The 17,257-nt window shown below is 55.2% G+C and carries 13 protein-coding genes; 8 read left to right on the top strand and 5 right to left on the bottom strand.

Going from position 1 to position 17,257, the window contains the following annotated elements:
* The first annotated feature begins 43 nt into the window (after window positions 1-43).
* The 4 genes from G8770_RS02915 to G8770_RS02900 all read left to right on the top strand — a co-directional run bounded on the left by G8770_RS02915 (window position 44) and on the right by G8770_RS02900 (window position 4,655).
* Entirely contained in the window at window positions 44-1,411 is a 1,368-nt protein-coding gene (locus G8770_RS02915; protein ID WP_341771063.1) for a class I SAM-dependent methyltransferase, read from the top strand.
* Window positions 1,412-1,509: 98 nt separating this feature from the next.
* On the top strand, window positions 1,510-2,094 hold the full coding sequence (locus G8770_RS02910; protein WP_167181591.1) for a DUF2878 domain-containing protein: 585 nt from the start codon (window positions 1,510-1,512) through the stop codon (window positions 2,092-2,094).
* Window positions 2,091-2,867 carry a hypothetical protein gene (locus G8770_RS02905; protein WP_167181589.1) on the top strand — a complete coding sequence of 259 codons (777 nt, stop codon included), beginning with the start codon at window positions 2,091-2,093 and terminating at the stop codon, window positions 2,865-2,867. The genes G8770_RS02910 and G8770_RS02905 overlap by 4 nt, the downstream gene beginning before the upstream one ends.
* A gap of 138 nt (window positions 2,868-3,005) precedes the next feature.
* Window positions 3,006-4,655, top strand: a complete 1,650-nt coding sequence (locus tag G8770_RS02900; RefSeq protein ID WP_208022013.1) for a GMC family oxidoreductase — start codon at window positions 3,006-3,008, stop codon at window positions 4,653-4,655.
* Window positions 4,656-4,784: 129 nt separating this feature from the next.
* Here the strand turns inward: G8770_RS02900 and G8770_RS02895 are convergent, their stop codons facing one another.
* Window positions 4,785-5,471 (bottom strand): NAD(P)H-binding protein, encoded by a 687-nt coding sequence (locus G8770_RS02895; protein WP_167181587.1) that lies wholly within the window; start codon window positions 5,469-5,471, stop codon window positions 4,785-4,787.
* A gap of 92 nt (window positions 5,472-5,563) precedes the next feature.
* Between G8770_RS02895 and G8770_RS02890 the strand changes: the two genes are divergently transcribed.
* Complete coding sequence (locus G8770_RS02890; protein WP_167181585.1) at window positions 5,564-6,022, top strand: GNAT family N-acetyltransferase; 459 nt, start codon at window positions 5,564-5,566, stop codon at window positions 6,020-6,022.
* A gap of 288 nt (window positions 6,023-6,310) precedes the next feature.
* Here G8770_RS02890 and G8770_RS02885 read toward each other — a convergent pair whose 3' ends face one another.
* The 4 genes from G8770_RS02885 to G8770_RS02870 all read right to left on the bottom strand — a co-directional run bounded on the left by G8770_RS02885 (window position 6,311) and on the right by G8770_RS02870 (window position 10,283).
* Window positions 6,311-7,075 carry a YciK family oxidoreductase gene (locus G8770_RS02885; protein ID WP_167181583.1) on the bottom strand — a complete coding sequence of 255 codons (765 nt, stop codon included), beginning with the start codon at window positions 7,073-7,075 and terminating at the stop codon, window positions 6,311-6,313.
* Between the two features lie 105 nt (window positions 7,076-7,180).
* Window positions 7,181-7,843: an HAD-IA family hydrolase gene (locus tag G8770_RS02880; RefSeq protein ID WP_167181581.1), complete on the bottom strand. Its 663-nt coding sequence runs from the start codon at window positions 7,841-7,843 to the stop codon at window positions 7,181-7,183.
* A gap of 323 nt (window positions 7,844-8,166) precedes the next feature.
* The gene (gene ubiG / locus G8770_RS02875; protein WP_167181579.1) at window positions 8,167-8,871 is read right to left on the bottom strand and encodes a bifunctional 2-polyprenyl-6-hydroxyphenol methylase/3-demethylubiquinol 3-O-methyltransferase UbiG; all 705 of its coding nucleotides are present in this window, start codon (window positions 8,869-8,871) and stop codon (window positions 8,167-8,169) included.
* Between the two features lie 80 nt (window positions 8,872-8,951).
* Window positions 8,952-10,283 carry a TRZ/ATZ family hydrolase gene (locus G8770_RS02870; protein ID WP_167181577.1) on the bottom strand — a complete coding sequence of 444 codons (1,332 nt, stop codon included), beginning with the start codon at window positions 10,281-10,283 and terminating at the stop codon, window positions 8,952-8,954.
* A 532-nt stretch (window positions 10,284-10,815) separates the two neighbouring features.
* On the opposite strand from G8770_RS02870, the gene gyrA reads away from it, so the two are divergent.
* The 3 genes from gyrA (at window position 10,816) to G8770_RS02855 (ending at window position 17,244) form a co-directional block, all read left to right on the top strand.
* Window positions 10,816-13,416 carry a DNA gyrase subunit A gene (gyrA, locus tag G8770_RS02865; protein ID WP_167181575.1) on the top strand — a complete coding sequence of 867 codons (2,601 nt, stop codon included), beginning with the start codon at window positions 10,816-10,818 and terminating at the stop codon, window positions 13,414-13,416.
* A gap of 417 nt (window positions 13,417-13,833) precedes the next feature.
* A complete protein-coding gene (pheA, locus tag G8770_RS02860) occupies window positions 13,834-14,937 on the top strand; it encodes a prephenate dehydratase (RefSeq protein WP_167181573.1) in 1,104 nt (367 codons plus the stop codon).
* Window positions 14,938-15,018: 81 nt separating this feature from the next.
* On the top strand, window positions 15,019-17,244 hold the full coding sequence (locus tag G8770_RS02855; RefSeq protein ID WP_167182301.1) for a bifunctional prephenate dehydrogenase/3-phosphoshikimate 1-carboxyvinyltransferase: 2,226 nt from the start codon (window positions 15,019-15,021) through the stop codon (window positions 17,242-17,244).
* Window positions 17,245-17,257: the final 13 nt, after the last annotated feature.

The raw sequence follows: 17,257 nt of genomic DNA, 5'->3' as shown, positions 1-17,257 counted from the left end.
AAATATAACACTTTCTTTTTGTGAACCGCAGGATTCAGTCACTATGAGTAACCTTAACTTTGGTGGGGTCACCGATTCGAATAAGCCTCTCAAGGAACAATCTTTTGATTTGGGGCGGTCTTTGCACCTCGGAATGGATGAGACTGCCGCGTCCAGACACATGGAGGCAACGGACCGGGTGAGCTGGTTGGACCGGTTGTCCAGAAAAATCATGCTAAACATCCTGTCTGGGTTGCAAGTCGGCCATCTCACGCTTGAAGACGCGGATGGCGTTTATCGGTTCGGAGAAGAGCGGCAGGAGTCTCAATCTCAAGTTCAATTACAGGCCCACGTACGGGTGCATTCGTTCAGTGCCTACCGGCAGTTGTTATTTGGGGGCTCTATTGGTGCGGGGGAAGCTTACATGATGGCTGAGTGGAGCACCCCCTGCCTGGTCAGCGTGGTGCGACTGATGTGTGCCAACATGCGGATTCTGGATCAGGTTGACGGTCGCTGGTCGAGGTTGAAGGGGGTTGTGAACGGCCTGGCCCATCGTTTGAACGCCAACAGCCGCTCGGGCTCGCGCAAAAATATTGCTGCCCATTACGATTTGGGAAATGATTTTTTTGAATTGTTTTTAGACCCAAAATTGATGTATTCGTCGGCCATATACCCGGCTGAACACAGTTCCCTGGAAGAGGCGTCTGTGTATAAATTGGACGCCGTCTGCCAAAAGCTGTGCCTCAGTGAAAAAGATCACCTGTTGGAAATTGGCACCGGTTGGGGGGGGCTGGCGGTCCACGCTGCCAAACATTACGGCTGTCGAGTGACTACGACCACCTTGTCCAAAGAGCAGTACGCCCACGCGCAAAAGGTGGTCAGGGCAGAAGGCCTGGAGGACCGCATTACCCTTCTGTTGAAGGATTATCGCGACTTAACCGGCAGCTACGACAAGTTAGTGTCCATCGAAATGATCGAGGCCGTCGGGCATAAGTATTACCCCACTTATTTCAGGCAGTGCTCACAGCTGTTGAAAGAGGATGGCTTGATGTTGATCCAGGCCATTACCATTGCGGATCAGCGGTTTGAGTCGGCCAGTCGTTCCGTGGATTTTATTCAGAAATACATATTCCCCGGTGGCAGCCTGCCTTCCAATTCAGTGATTGCAAGCTGCGTGGCCGACTACACCAACATGATGCTGGTTGACCTGCATGATATTGGCCTGGATTACGCCAAAACGCTGTGTGATTGGCGCACCCGTTTTCATGCAAGAATCGAAGCGGTTAAATCCCAGGGGTTTGACGAGGTGTTCTATCGCATGTGGGACTTTTATCTGGCGTATTGTGAAGGGGGCTTCAGAGAGCGTGCCATCAGTACCGTGCAGGTGGTAATGGCCAAGCCGAATGCCCGAACGATTGATGCCCGTTTTTGATCGACGCCCGTTTTTGATCGACGCTGGGGCGTTGTGGCTGAGTGGCGTCCAAGCATCGGTTGCCGTAGCCATGACGTGTTCTATTGATGAGACTGCCTATGAAGCTTGCTAACCTGCATCTGACGGACTTCCACGGCAAGTTGTTGAATGGATTGCTGTTTCAGCTCGGCTGGTTTTTAGCTGTGCTGGGCGGAGATTACTGGGCCCTGGTCGCGCTGGTGATTATGGTGTTTGTGCATGGCGCTTTCTGGGTCAGAGACCGTCGAGAGTGGTGGCTGGTTGTGACGGTAACGGTGGTTGGCAGCTGCCTGGACAGTGTGTGGGTGTTACTGGGTTTTCTCGTACCCGACCCGGTGCTTGATCATTCAGTAGAGCTGGGTTTCTTGCAATCGCAGTCCTTGCAGCCTGAGTGGTTGCAAACACGCATACCGCTTTGGCTGGTCTGCATTTGGGCCATGTTTTCGATGACGCTCACTCATGTACTGTCGTGGTTATCGCGCCGCTACCTGTTAGCCGCCCTGTTGGGGGCGATGGCCGCTCCGCTGTCGTATTGGAGCGGAGCCCAGCTCTCCGGTATGGCCATCGGTGTGCCGGTGGGGTTGTCGCTGCTGGTCATTGCTATTGGCTGGGCACTGCTGATGCCCATTTTTATGATGTGGTCCCAACGGGTGGTATCAACATGAGGTGCAAGCGTCGCGAGTCAACCGGGATTGGAGTTTTCGTCAAGGTGTTGATGGTCGTTCTGTGGTTGATGGTAACGTCATGGCATGGTACGGCGTCGGCCTCTGTGGAACATGCCAATCGCAAGGCTGAAATTATCGGTGAGGCCCGCAACCCGGTCTCCGGTGAGCTGATGTACCGAGAACTCTATTATCTGAACGCGCAAAAATTACCCGCCAAAGTGGATTATCGGCTCCCGGATGGCCGTTTGCTGGCCAGAAAAACACTGGACTTTTCTTCTGTGGGCGAGAGCCTGTATCGGTCGCGTCCTTCCGTGGAGCACAGCAATAAGTTCACCGGTCGCTTGTTTGCCGTTGACAGCCGCAGCGGTGAACTGGCGCTTACTTACAGGGAGTCTGCCAAAGAAGCCTTGCAGGCGACCACTCTGTCGATGTTGGACAATTCGGCGGTGGATGCCGGGTTTGATGAGTTTGTCCGCCTGCGTTGGGAGCAATTACTCGCAGGTCAGACCGTCATTATGAATTTCCTGCTGCCGTCGCGGCAGCGCTTTGTGTCCCTGGCGTTGCAATACCGCCACTTGCCTGCAGCTGAGGACAGTCTTGTCTGGATCCAGGCCCGGCCTGACAATGGGTTGTTGCGGTTATTTGTTGATCCTATTGATTTGTATTATGAACGGGATTCCCAGCGTTTGATCCGATATTCTGGTGTCAGTAATCTGGTGGACGCCAGCGGGGCATCAATGACCGTTGATATCAGCTACCAATACCCCAAATAATCACCCTCTCCGCAATCACTCCCTAGAGCGCATCCGTTTATAACGGTAAGATGAGTCAGGTTTACACCTGGTGAGCAGGCATGTGCCGTTTTTCCTGAAACATCAGACAGTCACTAAAATAATACAGAAAGACGTTCTATGAATACCGATGACGATTCTATGAGTACCTATGATTATATTGTAGTGGGCGCGGGTACCGCCGGTTGCGTGCTGGCTAATCGCCTGAGTGAGAATGGCAAGTTTCAGGTTTTGTTGCTGGAAGCCGGTGGCAAAGACAATTACTTCTGGATCGACATTCCGGTCGGTTATCTGTTTACCATTAACAATCCCCGCACCGACTGGTGCTTTCAAACTGAGCCTGAAGCGGGACTCAATGGGCGTTCTATAGGCTATGCCAGAGGCAAGGTGTTGGGCGGATGTTCATCCATCAATGCCATGATCTACATGCGCGGCCAGCGCAGTGACTATGATCACTGGGCGTCGTTGGGCAATCGCGGGTGGGGCTGGGATGACGTACTGCCGGTGTTTAAAAAATCCGAAAGTTATCAGCATGGCGCCAATCAGTTTCACGGGGCGGATGGTGAACTGAGAGTGGAAGAGCGCCGGGTCAATTGGGAGATCCTGGATGCCTGGCGCGACGCGGCGGAGGAGTGTGGTATCCCCAAGGTGGAAGAATTTAACCGCGGCGATAATTTTGGCAACGCGTATTTTCAAATGAATCAGCGATCCGGCAAGCGCTGGAGTGCGGCCAAAGCCTTTCTTGAGCCCGCCAAATCTCGTGACAATCTCACCATCAAAACCGGTGTCATGGTTAAGTCTCTGGAGTTTGATTCTGCCGAGTCGGCTGACAGCGGGTTGCGTGCCACGGGCGTGAAAGTGCGCTTGAAAGGTGGCGAGGTGGTGTCCTTTAAGGCCCGTCGGGAAGTGATTCTATCGGCTGGTGCCGTGGCCTCACCGCAGATTTTACAGCTGTCGGGGGTGGGTAATGGCAAGCACCTGGCCGAGCACCACATCGCGCTTCGGCATCATTTGCCCGGGGTGGGGGAAAATCTGCAGGATCATCTGCAAATCCGCAGTGTGTATAAGGTCTCCAACACGGTGACGTTGAATCAACGGGTTAACTCCCTGATGGGCAAGGCGGCGATGGGGTTGGAGTACCTGCTCTTTAAGCGCGGGCCGCTGACCATGCCACCGTCACAGCTGGGGGCCTTCGCCAAGAGCGACCCTTCCCAGCCCAGCGCCAACATGGAGTGGCACGTTCAGCCATTGTCGCTGGATAAGTTCGGTGAACCGCTGCATACCTTCAATGCCATTACGCCGGCGGTGTGTAACCTGCGGCCCACCAGCCGGGGGCATATTCGCCTGCGTACCGGGCAGTTGGGGACACCACCGGTGATCACTCTGAATTACCTGTCCACCGAGGCAGATCGACAGGTCGCGCTGGCAGGGTTGAAAATGACCCGCCAAATCATGTCGGCCAAAGCCTTGCAACCCTTCTCTCCGGTGGAGTGGTTGCCCGGGGACGAGTCCCAGTCGGATGAGGCGCTGCTGCAGAAGGCCGGTGACCTGGGAACCACCATCTTCCACCCGGTGGGCACCTGTAAAATGGGGCGCGACGAGATGGCGGTGGTGGATGAGCGCTTGTCGGTGCACGGTATCGCCGGGTTGCGGGTGGTGGATGCGTCCATCATGCCGACCATTACTTCGGGCAATACCAATGCACCGACGGTGATGATTGCCGAGCAGGGCGCGCGTTTCATTCTGGAGGACGCGCAGCGCAATCCTTGAGAACCGGTTCCCTGCAGGCGTTTTTTTGGGTTCCCTGCAGGTGTTCTTTTCGGTTTTTCTGAAGTGCTGCATTTTGCGGTTTTCTGAAGAGCTTGTGCCTGTTCAGTGTCAAAGCTCATCCTGAAAAAATTATTTGGGCGGGCCCTTGAGATGCTCGAAAATGCTATCCAGTTCAAACGTGTGGGTGCCGTTTTTCAGCGGCTGCTCGGCGCACTTGACCATCGACTGGCCCAGTTGTTGGCCGGTGATTGGCCGAAATCGCCTGAGCCCGGGAATACGGCAGAGCCCTCGTGTCACGCTCGCTGCCAGTTTCTCTCCCCAGCGCTTATCCGGCCGCACCCCTTCAATAATCGCGGGTTTGAAGAGGGCGATCGCCTTGAAATTCTGCTGGATCGCAAATTCATCCAGTTCACCTTTTATGCGGCTGTAAAACAATTTGGAGCGGGCGTTGGCGCCGGGTGCAGACACCAGGAACAGGCGATCAACGCCATGCTCAGACGCAGCCGCAATGACCTTGGCTTGAAAGGTGTAATCGACCTGATACTGACCCGCCTTGCTGCCCGCTTGCTTGCGGGTCGTGCCCAGGGCTGAAAATAAATCGTTGCCCTGAATCAGCCTCGACCATTGCGGGATCCGCTCAAAATCAACACAGTGACTGATGAGCTTTGGGTGTTTGAGTGGCTGGGCTTGAGGGGTGGTTAACGGGCGCCTGGAAAATACCACCACCTTGTCATAAGCGTCAGATTCCAGCAGGGCGGTGACAATGTGTTGGCCGGTGACACCCGTCGCACCGATTACCAGAGCGGTTTTCATCATTTTACCATCGCCAGTCAATGCGTTTACAGAAGTGAGTCTTTCGTGTCGCGATGGTACCATGGCGGGCTTAGTAAGTAGATTGATGAGCAACCATGAACGTTGAGAATGTGATTCACCATCCAGAGGTTATTGCGACTCTGGCGCCCTGGCACTTCGCGCAATGGCAAGACCTTTACCCCGACGATAGCTGTGAAAGTTTTGCCGCTGAACTGCGCCAATCCCTATCGGATCAGGCTGTGCCATCCACTTGGGTATTACTGGATGAGCGCGGCGTGTGGGGCTCAGCGTCTGTGATCGAACAGGACATGACCACCAACCAGGATCTGGGGCCCTGGCTGGCCAGCGTTTATGTGCACTCTGATCTTCGCGGCCAGCGACTCGGGCAACAGCTGGTAAAAACCGTGATGGAGGAGAGCGCCAAAGCGGGGTTGGACCAGTTGTATTTGTTTACGCCGGGGCAGGAGTATTTTTACCAAACGCTGGGCTGGACCGTGCTCAAGAAGGAGCGTTATCAAGGCCAGGATGTGACCATTATGACGGTCAGTCTATAAGGGGTAGTGCTTTAAGGGGGGGGCTTTAAGGGAGAGTGACTTTGTGCCCTGTGATTGAGGGTAGCCTCCTGAGGGGGGATGAGATTGCCGCGCTTCGCTCGCAATGACGTGCCCTTTGGGCTAACCCCATCTCGTTAAACCGGCGAAAGTGAGCAAGGGCAATGAAATCTCCGTCATTGCGAGCCGCTGTGCGGCGCGGCAATCTCTGAACAGCTGGTCGTCTTGGGGAAAATGACCGCGCTGCAGTGGTTTACTCCCCAAATGTTTTGTTCCTTGTTGGGGCGGTCGTTAAACCGTCGAGTACTCAAATTGCTGGCCGCTGACCGCCACGCTGTCATCGCCCATCAAATACAAATACAGGGGCATCAGATCTTCGGCAGGCTTCACTCCGCTGGGGTCTTCCGCCGGGTAAGCGGCGGCGCGCATCTGGGTGCGCGTGGCGCCGGGGTTGATGCTGTTGGCGCGAATTTTTGTGGTGCCTTCGAGTTCCTGCGCCAGCGTTTGCATCATGTTTTCATTGGCGGCTTTGGAGGCTGCGTACGCGCCCCAGAAAGCACGACCTTCGTAACCCACACTGGAACCGGTAAAAACTATGGAGCCGGCAGGAGCGTGGTTCATGACCGGCAGCAGCGCGCGGGTCAGCATGAAGGGCGCGTTGACGTTCACCTGCATAACCCGAATCCAGGTGTCGGGTGCGTAGTTATTGAGCGGTGTGCGCTCGCCCAGGTCCGCCGCGTTGTGCAGCAGGCCATCCACTTTGCCAAATTCGTCAAACATGGCCTGGGCTAGGTCATCGAAATCTTTCGCGCAGGCTCCTTCAAAATTGATGGGGTAGATGGCGGGTTGTGGCCCGCCAGCGGCTTCGATCTCGTCGTACACGGTTTCCAGTTTCTGAATGGTACGGCCCAGCAACACGACGGTGGCGCCGTGCGCGGCAAAACTCAGCGCTGCGCTGCGGCCAATGCCAGCTCCGGCACCAGTGACAACAATGATCTTATCTTTGAGTAGATCCGGGCGAGGGGTGTAGCCGCTAGGCAATGTGTTCATAGTCATGTTCTCAACAGTTGCGTTGTCGTCTGTATATAGTGTGAATGGGCCGAGTAGGCAGGGCAGGCGTGTCATACCTGCCAGTTCAGGGCTTTATGGCCGTGAGATTAATTATAAATACCCTTTAACGATGGGGATAATTTCCCTGGCGTGCTCGACGCGATGGTCCGCTTGCCAGTCATCAATGTTGTCGTCATGGCTGATGTAGCCGTAGGCCGCGGCTATGGTTGGGCATCCCGCCTGTCGGCCGCATTCGATGTCCCGGGCGTGATCACCCACATAAATGATTTCATTGGCCTGGCACTTCAGCAGCTCGGCCGCCAGGTACATGGATTCAGGGTGGGGTTTGCTCTGTTCAACGTGATCCGGGCAGATGACACAGTCCGGCGTCAGTTTCAGAGCCGCCAGCAGTGGCGTGGTATAGAGCTCGGGCTTGTTGGTGGCAATGCCCCAGGCCAACTGGTTGTCTTGTAAAAACGTCAGCAGATCGGCAATCCCGTCAAAGGGGGCGCTGCTGACGGCCAAGTGCTCCGCGTATAGATCCAGCAGGCGCAGGCGCAGGGGTTCAAAACCCTCGTCATCTTCCGCCAGTTGAAACCCCAGCGTCACCAGCGCCCGCGCGCCGTGCGACACGGTGTTGCGAATGGCGGTACTGTCGAGAGGCGGCAAGCCTTCCTCCTCGCGGAGTTTGTTCAGCACATACACAAAGTCCGGTGCGGTATCGAGAAAGGTACCGTCCAGATCAAAAACAACAGCTTTAATGGGTTTCTTCATAAATCAGGTCTGTTCAACATCCCGGGAATATTTATACTTTTCTAGTTTCTAGTTTCTAGTTTCTAGTTTCTAGTTTCTAGTTTCTAGTTTCTAGTTTCTAGTTTCTAGTTTCTAGTTTCTAGTTTCTAGTTTCTAGTCTCTAGTCTCTAGTAATATGCTCGCTACTCGCTACTCGCTACTCGCTACTCGCTACTCGCTACTCGCTACTCGCTACTCCAAGGTGAATGGCGCAGCCAGAGAAGGCAGCCTGGGCTGGCTACTCGCTACTCCAAGGTGAATGGCGCAGCCAGAGAAGGCAGCCTGGGCTGGCTACTCGCTACTCGCTACTCGGCCTCTTTCCTCGTATGCACCATATAGTTCACATCCACATCCCCGGCCTTTAGTTTGTAAGACTTGGTCAGCGGGTTGTAGAGCAGGCCAGTCATATCCTGTAGCTGCAGCTCTGCCTGGCGAATCCAGTTGCTGAGCTCGGACGGTTTGATGAATTTGCTGTACTCGTGAGTGCCTTTAGGGAGCATTTTGAGGATGTATTCTGCCCCAACCACCGCCATGGCATAGGCTTTGGGGTTGCGGTTGATGGTCGAAAAATACACGTGGCCGCCGGGTTTGCAGAGCTTGGCGCAGGCTTGAATGACCGAGGCCGGATCCGGTACGTGTTCCAGCATTTCCAGGCAGGTCACGACATCGTATTGGCCGGCTTCCTGCTCGGCCAGCTCTTCGGCCGTAATTTGCCGGTAATTGACGCTGACGCCACTTTCCAGGCTGTGCAGTTTGGCAACCTCTAGCGGAGCCGCGCCCATATCAATGCCGCTGACGTCCGCACCGCGCTGGGCCAGGGCTTCGCTCAGGATACCGCCGCCACAGCCGACGTCGAGAACCTTTTTGCCGGCCACTGGCGAGCGCTCATCAATGTAGTTGCAGCGCAGCGGGTTGATCTCGTGAAGGGGTTTAAATTCACTGTGTTTATCCCACCAGCGACTGGCTAAAGCTTCAAATTTGGCAATTTCTGCCTGATCGACGTTACTCATAATGTCTTTACCTAACGATTGTCTTTACCTGGCGGCTGTCTCGCCAGAGACGGCCGGATCCATGTTACAGGGTTGCCGGGCTAAGCCCCGATTCGCGTTTGCCAGAGATGGATTTTATGACGAATGTGGTTTTCATCCAGCGTCGTCAAGCGACGATCTTCCAGCAATGTATGGCCGTTGACCCAAACGTGACTCACCTGTTGTGAAATATTGCTGTAGCTCAGGGCGGACACGGGATGATACAGCGGCAACTGTTCAAGCTGATTGAGGGCGACGGCGGTGATGTCGGCCTGCTTGCCAACTTCCAGACTGCCGATCTCAGACTCCAGACCCAGGGCTTTGGCGCCGTTCAGGGTGGCCATGCGTAAGGCGGTGTGAGCATCCACCGCCTTGGCGTCACCACTGACGCCTTTGGCGAGTAAGGCGGCGGTACGCATTTCCCCAAACAGGTCCTGATCGTTATTGCTGGCGGCACCGTCGGTCCCCAGCGCCACATTGATGTCATGATCCAGCAGCGATTTAACCGGGCAGAAGCCACTGGCCAGTTTCAGATTGGATTCCGGGCAGTGCACCACATGTGCCCCGGACAGCTTAAGCAGTTCAGTGTCTTCCGCCGAGACCTGCGTCATGTGCACGCATTGGGTCAGGGGGGTTAGCAGGCCCAGGCGGTGGAGACGCTCTATGGGGCGCTCGCCGCTGGCCGCGACGGCATCTTCGACTTCGGCTGCGGTTTCGTGCAGGTGAATCTGGATGGGAGACTGCATTTCTGCTGCCAGAGTGGCGATTCGTTGCAGCGGCTCATCCGACACGGTGTAGGGCGCATGGGGTCCGAAGGCAATGTTGACGGTCGGATGTGAGCGGTAGTCGTCGTGTAAGGCTAGGCCTTTCTGGATGTACTCATCAGGCCCCTGACCCCAGGCCGTGGGGAAGTCGAACACCGGGAAGCTTAACTGGCAGCGCATGCCGCTGTGTAAGGCCACCTTAGCCACTTCTTCAGGGAAGAAATACATGTCAGAAAAGGTGGTGGTGCCACTGCGAATCATTTCGGCTGCGCTCAGCTCCGAACCATCGCGAACAAATTCGGGGGTGACCCACTGCGCTTCGGCTGGCCAGATGTGGTCACCCAGCCAGGTTTGCAGGGGGTGGTCGTCGGCAAAACCGCGCAACAGGGACATGGCCGCATGGTTGTGTGCGTTGACGAGCCCCGGGGTAATGATGTGATTGTCCAGCTGGTATTCGCGCTCGGCGGCGTATCGACGCTTGGCGTCTGCCGAGGGCGAGAGGGCCACGATTTTGCCGTTGTGAATCACCAGGGAGCAGTCACGCAAGACCGTATTGGTGGGCACAACCGGGATAATCCAGCGTGCGTGAATCATCAGATCAACCGGTGTTGTGTGCGAATCCTGGTTCATAACCGTTTCCATGTCCCGTCAATAATGTAGTGCAAGCCGTTCTCGGTTTGTGTGTGGTATTGAGGTGAAGGTTACGCAAACCGCACAAGTAGTGGGTTTTACGGTCTTTGTGTTTGATTTTTGATCGAATTTGGCGATCCTTCACGGCGATGACAGCTCGTTCGGCAAGTATACCTTGAAGGGCTGGCCGAGGGCAGTTCCGGGCGCTGGGATTGAGTTTGTGTCGATGTGCCTATGCTACTGATTTTATGGTATTATTGGCCGCTTTAATGGTTTTCGGGCTTGCATCGAAAACAGCCATTGTGTTGGGACATTTTTGTGGAAGACGAATAACGTGGTATTGGGCGATGGGGAAGGTGCGATATGGCCCCGGACCTCGCGTTATTGAAGGTGCTGTGGTTGATGCAATACGGTCGATGGGTGATCGTGTGGCGTTAAACACCAGTACAGTGTTTGAACTATCGAAGTTTGGGATATTGAATAGACCGCAACCGCAATTGCGCTGACCGATATAATAAGGAATGCCGACCCTATGGGTGATTTAGCCAAAGAACTCTTGCCCGTTAATATCGAAGACGAGCTGAAACAGTCCTACTTAGATTACGCCATGAGCGTCATTGTGGGCCGGGCCTTGCCGGATGTACGCGATGGTTTAAAGCCAGTACACCGTCGGGTTCTGTTTGCCATGAGCGAATTGAACAACGATTGGAACAAAGCCTATAAAAAGTCGGCCCGTGTGGTCGGTGACGTTATTGGTAAATATCACCCACACGGTGACTCCGCGGTCTACGATACCATCGTGCGTATGGCACAGCCGTTCTCCCTTCGATACATGCTGGTCGATGGTCAGGGTAACTTCGGCTCTATCGACGGTGACGGTGCCGCCGCTATGCGTTACACCGAAATCCGCATGCAAAAGATCGCCCACGACCTGTTGGCAGATCTGGAAAAAGAAACCGTCGATTTTGTTGACAACTACGATGGCACCGAGCAGATGCCAAGCGTATTGCCGACTCGCGTGCCCAATTTGCTGGTCAATGGCTCTTCCGGTATTGCGGTGGGGATGGCCACCAACATTCCGCCACACAACTTGCGTGAAGTGGTGCAGGGGTGCTTGGCGTATATCGACAATGAAGACATTACTATTGATGAACTGATGGAAATCATCCCCGGACCGGATTTTCCCACCGGCGGTATCATCAATGGCCGAGCCGGGATTGTGCAGGCATACCGCACCGGCCGCGGTCGGATTTACATTCGGGCCAAGGCTGAGATTGAACGCGACGACAAGGCCAACAAAGAAACCATCATCATCCATGAGATTCCTTACCAGCTGAACAAGGCGCGGTTGATCGAAAAGATCGCCGAGCTGGTAAAGGACAAGAAGATTGAAGGTATTTCCGAGCTGCGTGACGAATCGGATAAAGACGGTTTGCGCGTGGTCATCGAACTGAAACGCGGCGAAGTGGGCGAAGTGGTGTTGAACAACCTCTACGCGCAAACCCAGCTGCAAAGTGTCTTCGGCATCAACGTCGTCGCCCTGGTGGATGGTCAGCCCAAGCTGCTGAACCTGAAAGAGTTGCTGATTCACTTTGTTCGCCACCGCCGTGAAGTGGTCACGCGCCGTACGGTTTACTTGCTGCGCAAGGCTCGCGAGCGCGGTCATATCCTGGAAGGTTTGGCTGTTGCCATTTCCAATATTGACCCTGTGATCGAGATGATCAAAAACTCTGCCAGCCCCGCAGACGCCAAAGACGCGTTAATTGCCCGCGGCTGGCCGGTCGGGGACATCACTGAATTCCTTGAGCGCGCCGGCGATGATGCCTGCCGCCCAGAGGATCTCGACCCTAAATTTGGCTTGCAACAGGATGACAGTGGTGAGCGCCGCTATTATCTGTCACCCGCTCAGGCTCAGGCCATTTTGGAGTTGCGTCTGCACCGCCTGACGGGCATGGAGCACGACAAGCTGCTGGCGGAGTATAAAGAGAAGCTGGAAATGATTGCGGAGTTCCTGGATATTCTGGGTAACCCCAACCGTTTGATGGAAGTGATCCGGGAAGAGCTGGTTGAGATTGAGAGCAGCTACGGCGATGAGCGTCGTACCGACATTCAGAGCTCGCAACTGGATCTGACCATCGAGGATCTGATCACAGAAGAAGACCGTGTGGTTACTATTTCCCACGGTGGCTATGCCAAAACTCAGCCGTTGGATGCCTATCAGGCGCAGCGCCGAGGAGGCATGGGCAAGGCGGCGACCTCAGTCAAAGATGAAGACTTTGTTGAGCATCTCCTTATTGCCAGTACCCACGATACCATTCTCTGCTTTACCAATTCCGGTAAGGTCTACTGGCTGAAGGTGTACCAGATTCCGGTGGCGGGTCGTCAGTCTCGCGGTCGTCCGATGGTCAATCTGTTACCGCTGGAAGATGGTGAGCGTATTACCTCCATCCTGCCGGTCAGAGAGTACGACGACGAGCATTTCATCTTTATGGCAACGGCTAATGGTACGGTGAAGAAGACCGTGTTGAGCCAGTTCTCACGTCCGCGCAGCGTCGGTTTACGCGCTATTGACCTGGACGAAGGCGATCGCCTGGTGAGCACGGCCGTTACCGACGGTGCCTGCGATGTGGTGCTGTTTGCCTCCAGTGGCAAAGCGGCTCGATTTAAAGAAAGTGATGTTCGCGCCATGGGCCGTACCTCGCGGGGGGTCCGTGGTATCCGTATGCAGGAAGACCAGAGTGTGATTTCCATGGTGATCCCTCAGGAGGGCGGCTATGTGCTGACGGTCAGTGAGCACGGCTACGGCAAGCGTACCGGTGTTGAAGACTTTCCGACCAAGGGACGCGGCAATCAGGGTGTCATCGGCATGCAGACCACAGATCGTAACGGCGCCGTGGTCGGTGCCGTGCAGGTGTTTGATGGCGATGAAATCATGCTGATTTCAGATCAGGGCACTTTGGTTCGTACCCGTGTGAGTGAGGTCTCTGTGTTGAGCCGCAATACTCAGGGTGTGCGTTTGATCAAGCTGAAAACCGATGAACATTTGGTGGGCGTTGAGCGCATTGAAGAGGGCAGTGGCGTTGAAGTTGACGCCGAGGTTGCAGAGGGTGGCGAAGAAGGTGGCGAGGAGTAATTCTTCTCTGCTTCTTCATGACGCTCTATAGAGCGTTTTTCAACCCCGTGTAAACCTTGCCCGGTTAAGCCTTAGTCAGATTGATGCTGCTAAGCTTAATCGGGCAGTTTGGTTTTTAAGGCCACTCATTGGTGCCAAATGACGAAGCTTTGGAACCGGTTATCCGCAAGCAGTTGTTTATCAAAGAGCCAATCGTTATTTCAGGGCAGTCAAGGGTTGCATTAACTGCATGGGCGGGCCTGGCTTGGCGGTGAGCAGAACGTACGCAGCACAGACTTAATACGTAGCACGGACTTAGTTGATAGTACAGACTTGGTTGGTAGGGCAGACTTAGTTGGTAGTACAGGCTTGGTTGGTAGGGCAGACTTAGTTGGTCGTAAAGACTTGGCAGCTAGCACAGATTCAGTAGGTAGAAACATGACACAAGATACGGAAAAGCTGCAGTTGGCAGCATTGCGTGATCGCATTGATGACATTGATTTGAAAATCGGTCATTTGATCAGCGAGCGCGCCAGGTGTGCCCAGGAAGTGGCGGAAGTTAAAAAGGCGAACAGCGACGGCAGTGAAATTGTTTACTATCGTCCCGAGCGAGAGGCGCAGGTGTTGCGCAAGGCCATGGAGCGTAATCAGGGGCCGTTGGGCGATGAGGAGATGGCGCGCCTTTTTCGTGAGATCATGTCCGCCTGTCTGGCGCTGGAACATCCGATCAAGGTCGCATTCCTGGGGCCGGAAGGCACGTTTACCGAACAGGCCGCACTGAAGCATTTTGGTCACTCCGCAGTCACGCGCCCGATGTCAGCCATCGATGAAGTCTTCCGTGAGGTGGAATCCGGTGCTGTGCAGTATGGTGTGGTGCCGGTGGAAAATTCTACCGAGGGTGTGGTAAACCACACCCTGGACAGCTTCATGGATTCGAACCTGAAGATCTGTGGTGAGGTGGTGCTGCGGATTCACCAGCATTTGCTGGTTTCTGAAGTCACCAAGACGGACAGCATTACCCGTATTTATTCGCACTCCCAGTCATTGGCGCAATGTCGCAAATGGCTCGACGCGCATTACCCCAATGCTGAACGTGTGGCGGTCAACAGCAACGCGGAAGCGGCCAAGCGCCTCAGGGGTGAGTGGAATGCGGCGGCTATTGCCGGGGAGATGGCGGCGGAAAAATACGGTCTGACCAAGTTCGCTGAAAACATCGAAGATCAGCCGGATAATTCGACACGCTTCCTCATTATCGGCACTGAAGCGGTGGCACCCAGCGGAGTGGACAAGTCCTCGGTGGTGATTGCCATGCGCAATGAGCCCGGCGCCCTGCACGATCTGCTGGCCCCCTTCCAAACGCACAAAATTGACCTGACACGGGTTGAAACGCGCCCGGCACGCAGTGGCAACTGGAATTACGTGTTTTTCATCGATTTCAATGGCCATAAAGACGATGAGCGCGTCCAGGCGGCTCTGAATGAAGTGAGCCAGAAAGCGGCGGATATCAAGATGCTGGGCTCTTACCCGCAAGGTGTTTTGTAGGCCTGGGGTGTCCCGCTTTGCGGGGTAGATGGACTAATGCGTCGGTCATGATTGTGGATTGAGCGGCAACAGAGAAAACGTATTTTGGAAACCTGTGTAAATCGTCTGGTCGTTGTGGGCATTGGCCTGATTGGCGGAAGCCTGGCCGCAGCCTTAAAGCAGGTTGGTGCCTGCCGGGAAGTCATCGGTGTGGCCCGGCGCGAACAAACCTGTCTGGATGCCGTGCGTCTGGGGGTGGTGGATCGGGCGGTGTTGTCCATTGAAGAGGTTGCCGGTGAATTAACGGCAGGCGATGTGATCTTTATCGCCGTTCCGACTCTGACCGTAGAAGCTATACTGCAACGCATTAAGCGGTGTGTGTCACCGGAGGTGACCATCACCGACGGTGCCAGCGTGAAAGGTTCGGTGATGTCCGCAGTTGCGGCTGCTTACGGCTGTTTGCCGCCTCAGTTTGTGGGGGGGCATCCGATAGCCGGCTCGGAGCAAAGCGGTGTCGAAGCCAGTAACCCGGAGCTGTATAAAGATCATCGTGTGATTATTACCCCGACCCCTGAAACGGGAGATGAGCACCTTAAGCGAGTTGTCGCCATGTGGCAGGTGGTGGGGGCTGAAGTGCTGTCCATGCCGGTCGAAGAGCATGACGAGGTGTTGGCGGCAACCAGTCACTTGCCCCATGTGATTGCCTATTCGCTGGTCGATACTCTGGCGCATGATTCGGAAAATGAAAACATTTTCCGCTACGCTGCTGGTGGTTTCCGGGATTTTACCCGCATCGCTTCCAGTGATCCGGTCATGTGGCACGATATCATGAAGGCGAACAAGGACAGTGTGCTGACCGCGCTGGATCTGTTCAGTGAAAATCTACATCGTCTGCGCTCGGCCATTGCCAGCGAGGACAGCGAGCATCTGCTGGGGGTGTTTACCCGCGCCAAGGCCGCTCGCGACCACTTTACTAAAATGTTAACTAAGCAGGCATACAGTTCATCCATGCAAGATCAAGAGATTACATACACGGTTAAACCCGGTGGCAGCGTGTCCGGCGAGCTTCGCGTTCCCGGTGATAAATCCATCTCTCATCGCTCTATCATGCTCGGCTCACTGGCTGACGGCATTACCGAAGTCGAAGGGTTTCTGGAGGGGGAAGACGCCCTGGCAACCCTGCAGGCGTTCCGCGACATGGGTGTCGTGATTGAGGGGCCCGAGCAGGGGCGTGTGCGCATACACGGTGTTGGTTTGAAGGGATTACAAGCTCCTCCCGGGCCACTTTATGTGGGCAATTCCGGTACGTCGATGCGTTTATTGTCGGGCTTGCTGGCGGGGCAGTCGTTTGATTCCGAGCTGACCGGGGACGAGTCCCTGTCCAAGCGCCCCATGAATCGCGTGGCCAATCCCTTGCGTGAAATGGGGGCTTACATCGAAACCGCGGAAGGCGGTTTGCCACCGGTTAAAATCAAAGGTGGCGCCCGGCTGAAGGCCATTGATTACCAGATGCCGATGGCCAGTGCTCAGGTGAAATCCTGTGTGCTGCTGGCGGGTTTGTACGCCGAGGGCGAAACCAGAGTCACGGAGCCTGCTCCCACCCGTGATCACACTGAGCGCATGTTGACCGGTTTCGGTTATCCGGTTCAGCGCGCTGGCGCAACCGCCAGTTTGAAGTCCGGCGGCAGCCTCAGTGCCACCAAAATTGAAGTGCCGGCGGATATTTCTTCGGCCACCTTCTTTATGGTGGCTGCAGCCATTGCTCCTGGCTCCGATGTAACTCTGACTCATGTCGGTATCAACCCAACCCGCGACGGGGTGATTAATATCCTGCGCTTAATGGGGGCGGATATCACCCTGAGCAATCAGCGTGAAGTGGGCGGCGAGCCGGTGGCGGACATTCGAGTGAAGTACGCGCCACTTAAGGGCATTCATGTCCCTGAAGATCAGGTGCCGCTGGCGATTGATGAATTCCCGGCGTTGTTTGTGGCTGCGGCGTGTGCCGAAGGCAAAACGGTGCTGACGGGAGCTGAAGAATTGCGCGTCAAAGAAAGTGATCGCATTCAGGTGATGGCGGACGGTTTGGTCACTTTGGGCGTCCGCGCGGAAGCGACTCCCGACGGCATCATTATTGAAGGCGGCCCAATCGGTGGCGGCGAAGTGGAAAGTCATGGCGATCATCGTATTGCCATGTCATTCACCGTGGCGGGGCTGCGTGCGACCGATGATATTGTGGTTAAAAACTGTGCCAATGTGGCCACGTCCTTCCCTACCTTTATTGAGCTGGCTCAGCAGGCGGGGATTCATCTGGCCGTGAGTGAGGCTTAATAGCAGCCGTTAG

It is taken from the genome of Pseudomaricurvus hydrocarbonicus, from assembly GCF_011602365.1.
Classification (GTDB): domain Bacteria; phylum Pseudomonadota; class Gammaproteobacteria; order Pseudomonadales; family Cellvibrionaceae; genus Pseudomaricurvus; species Pseudomaricurvus hydrocarbonicus.
This window is presented reverse-complemented; position numbering and strand designations above follow the sequence as displayed.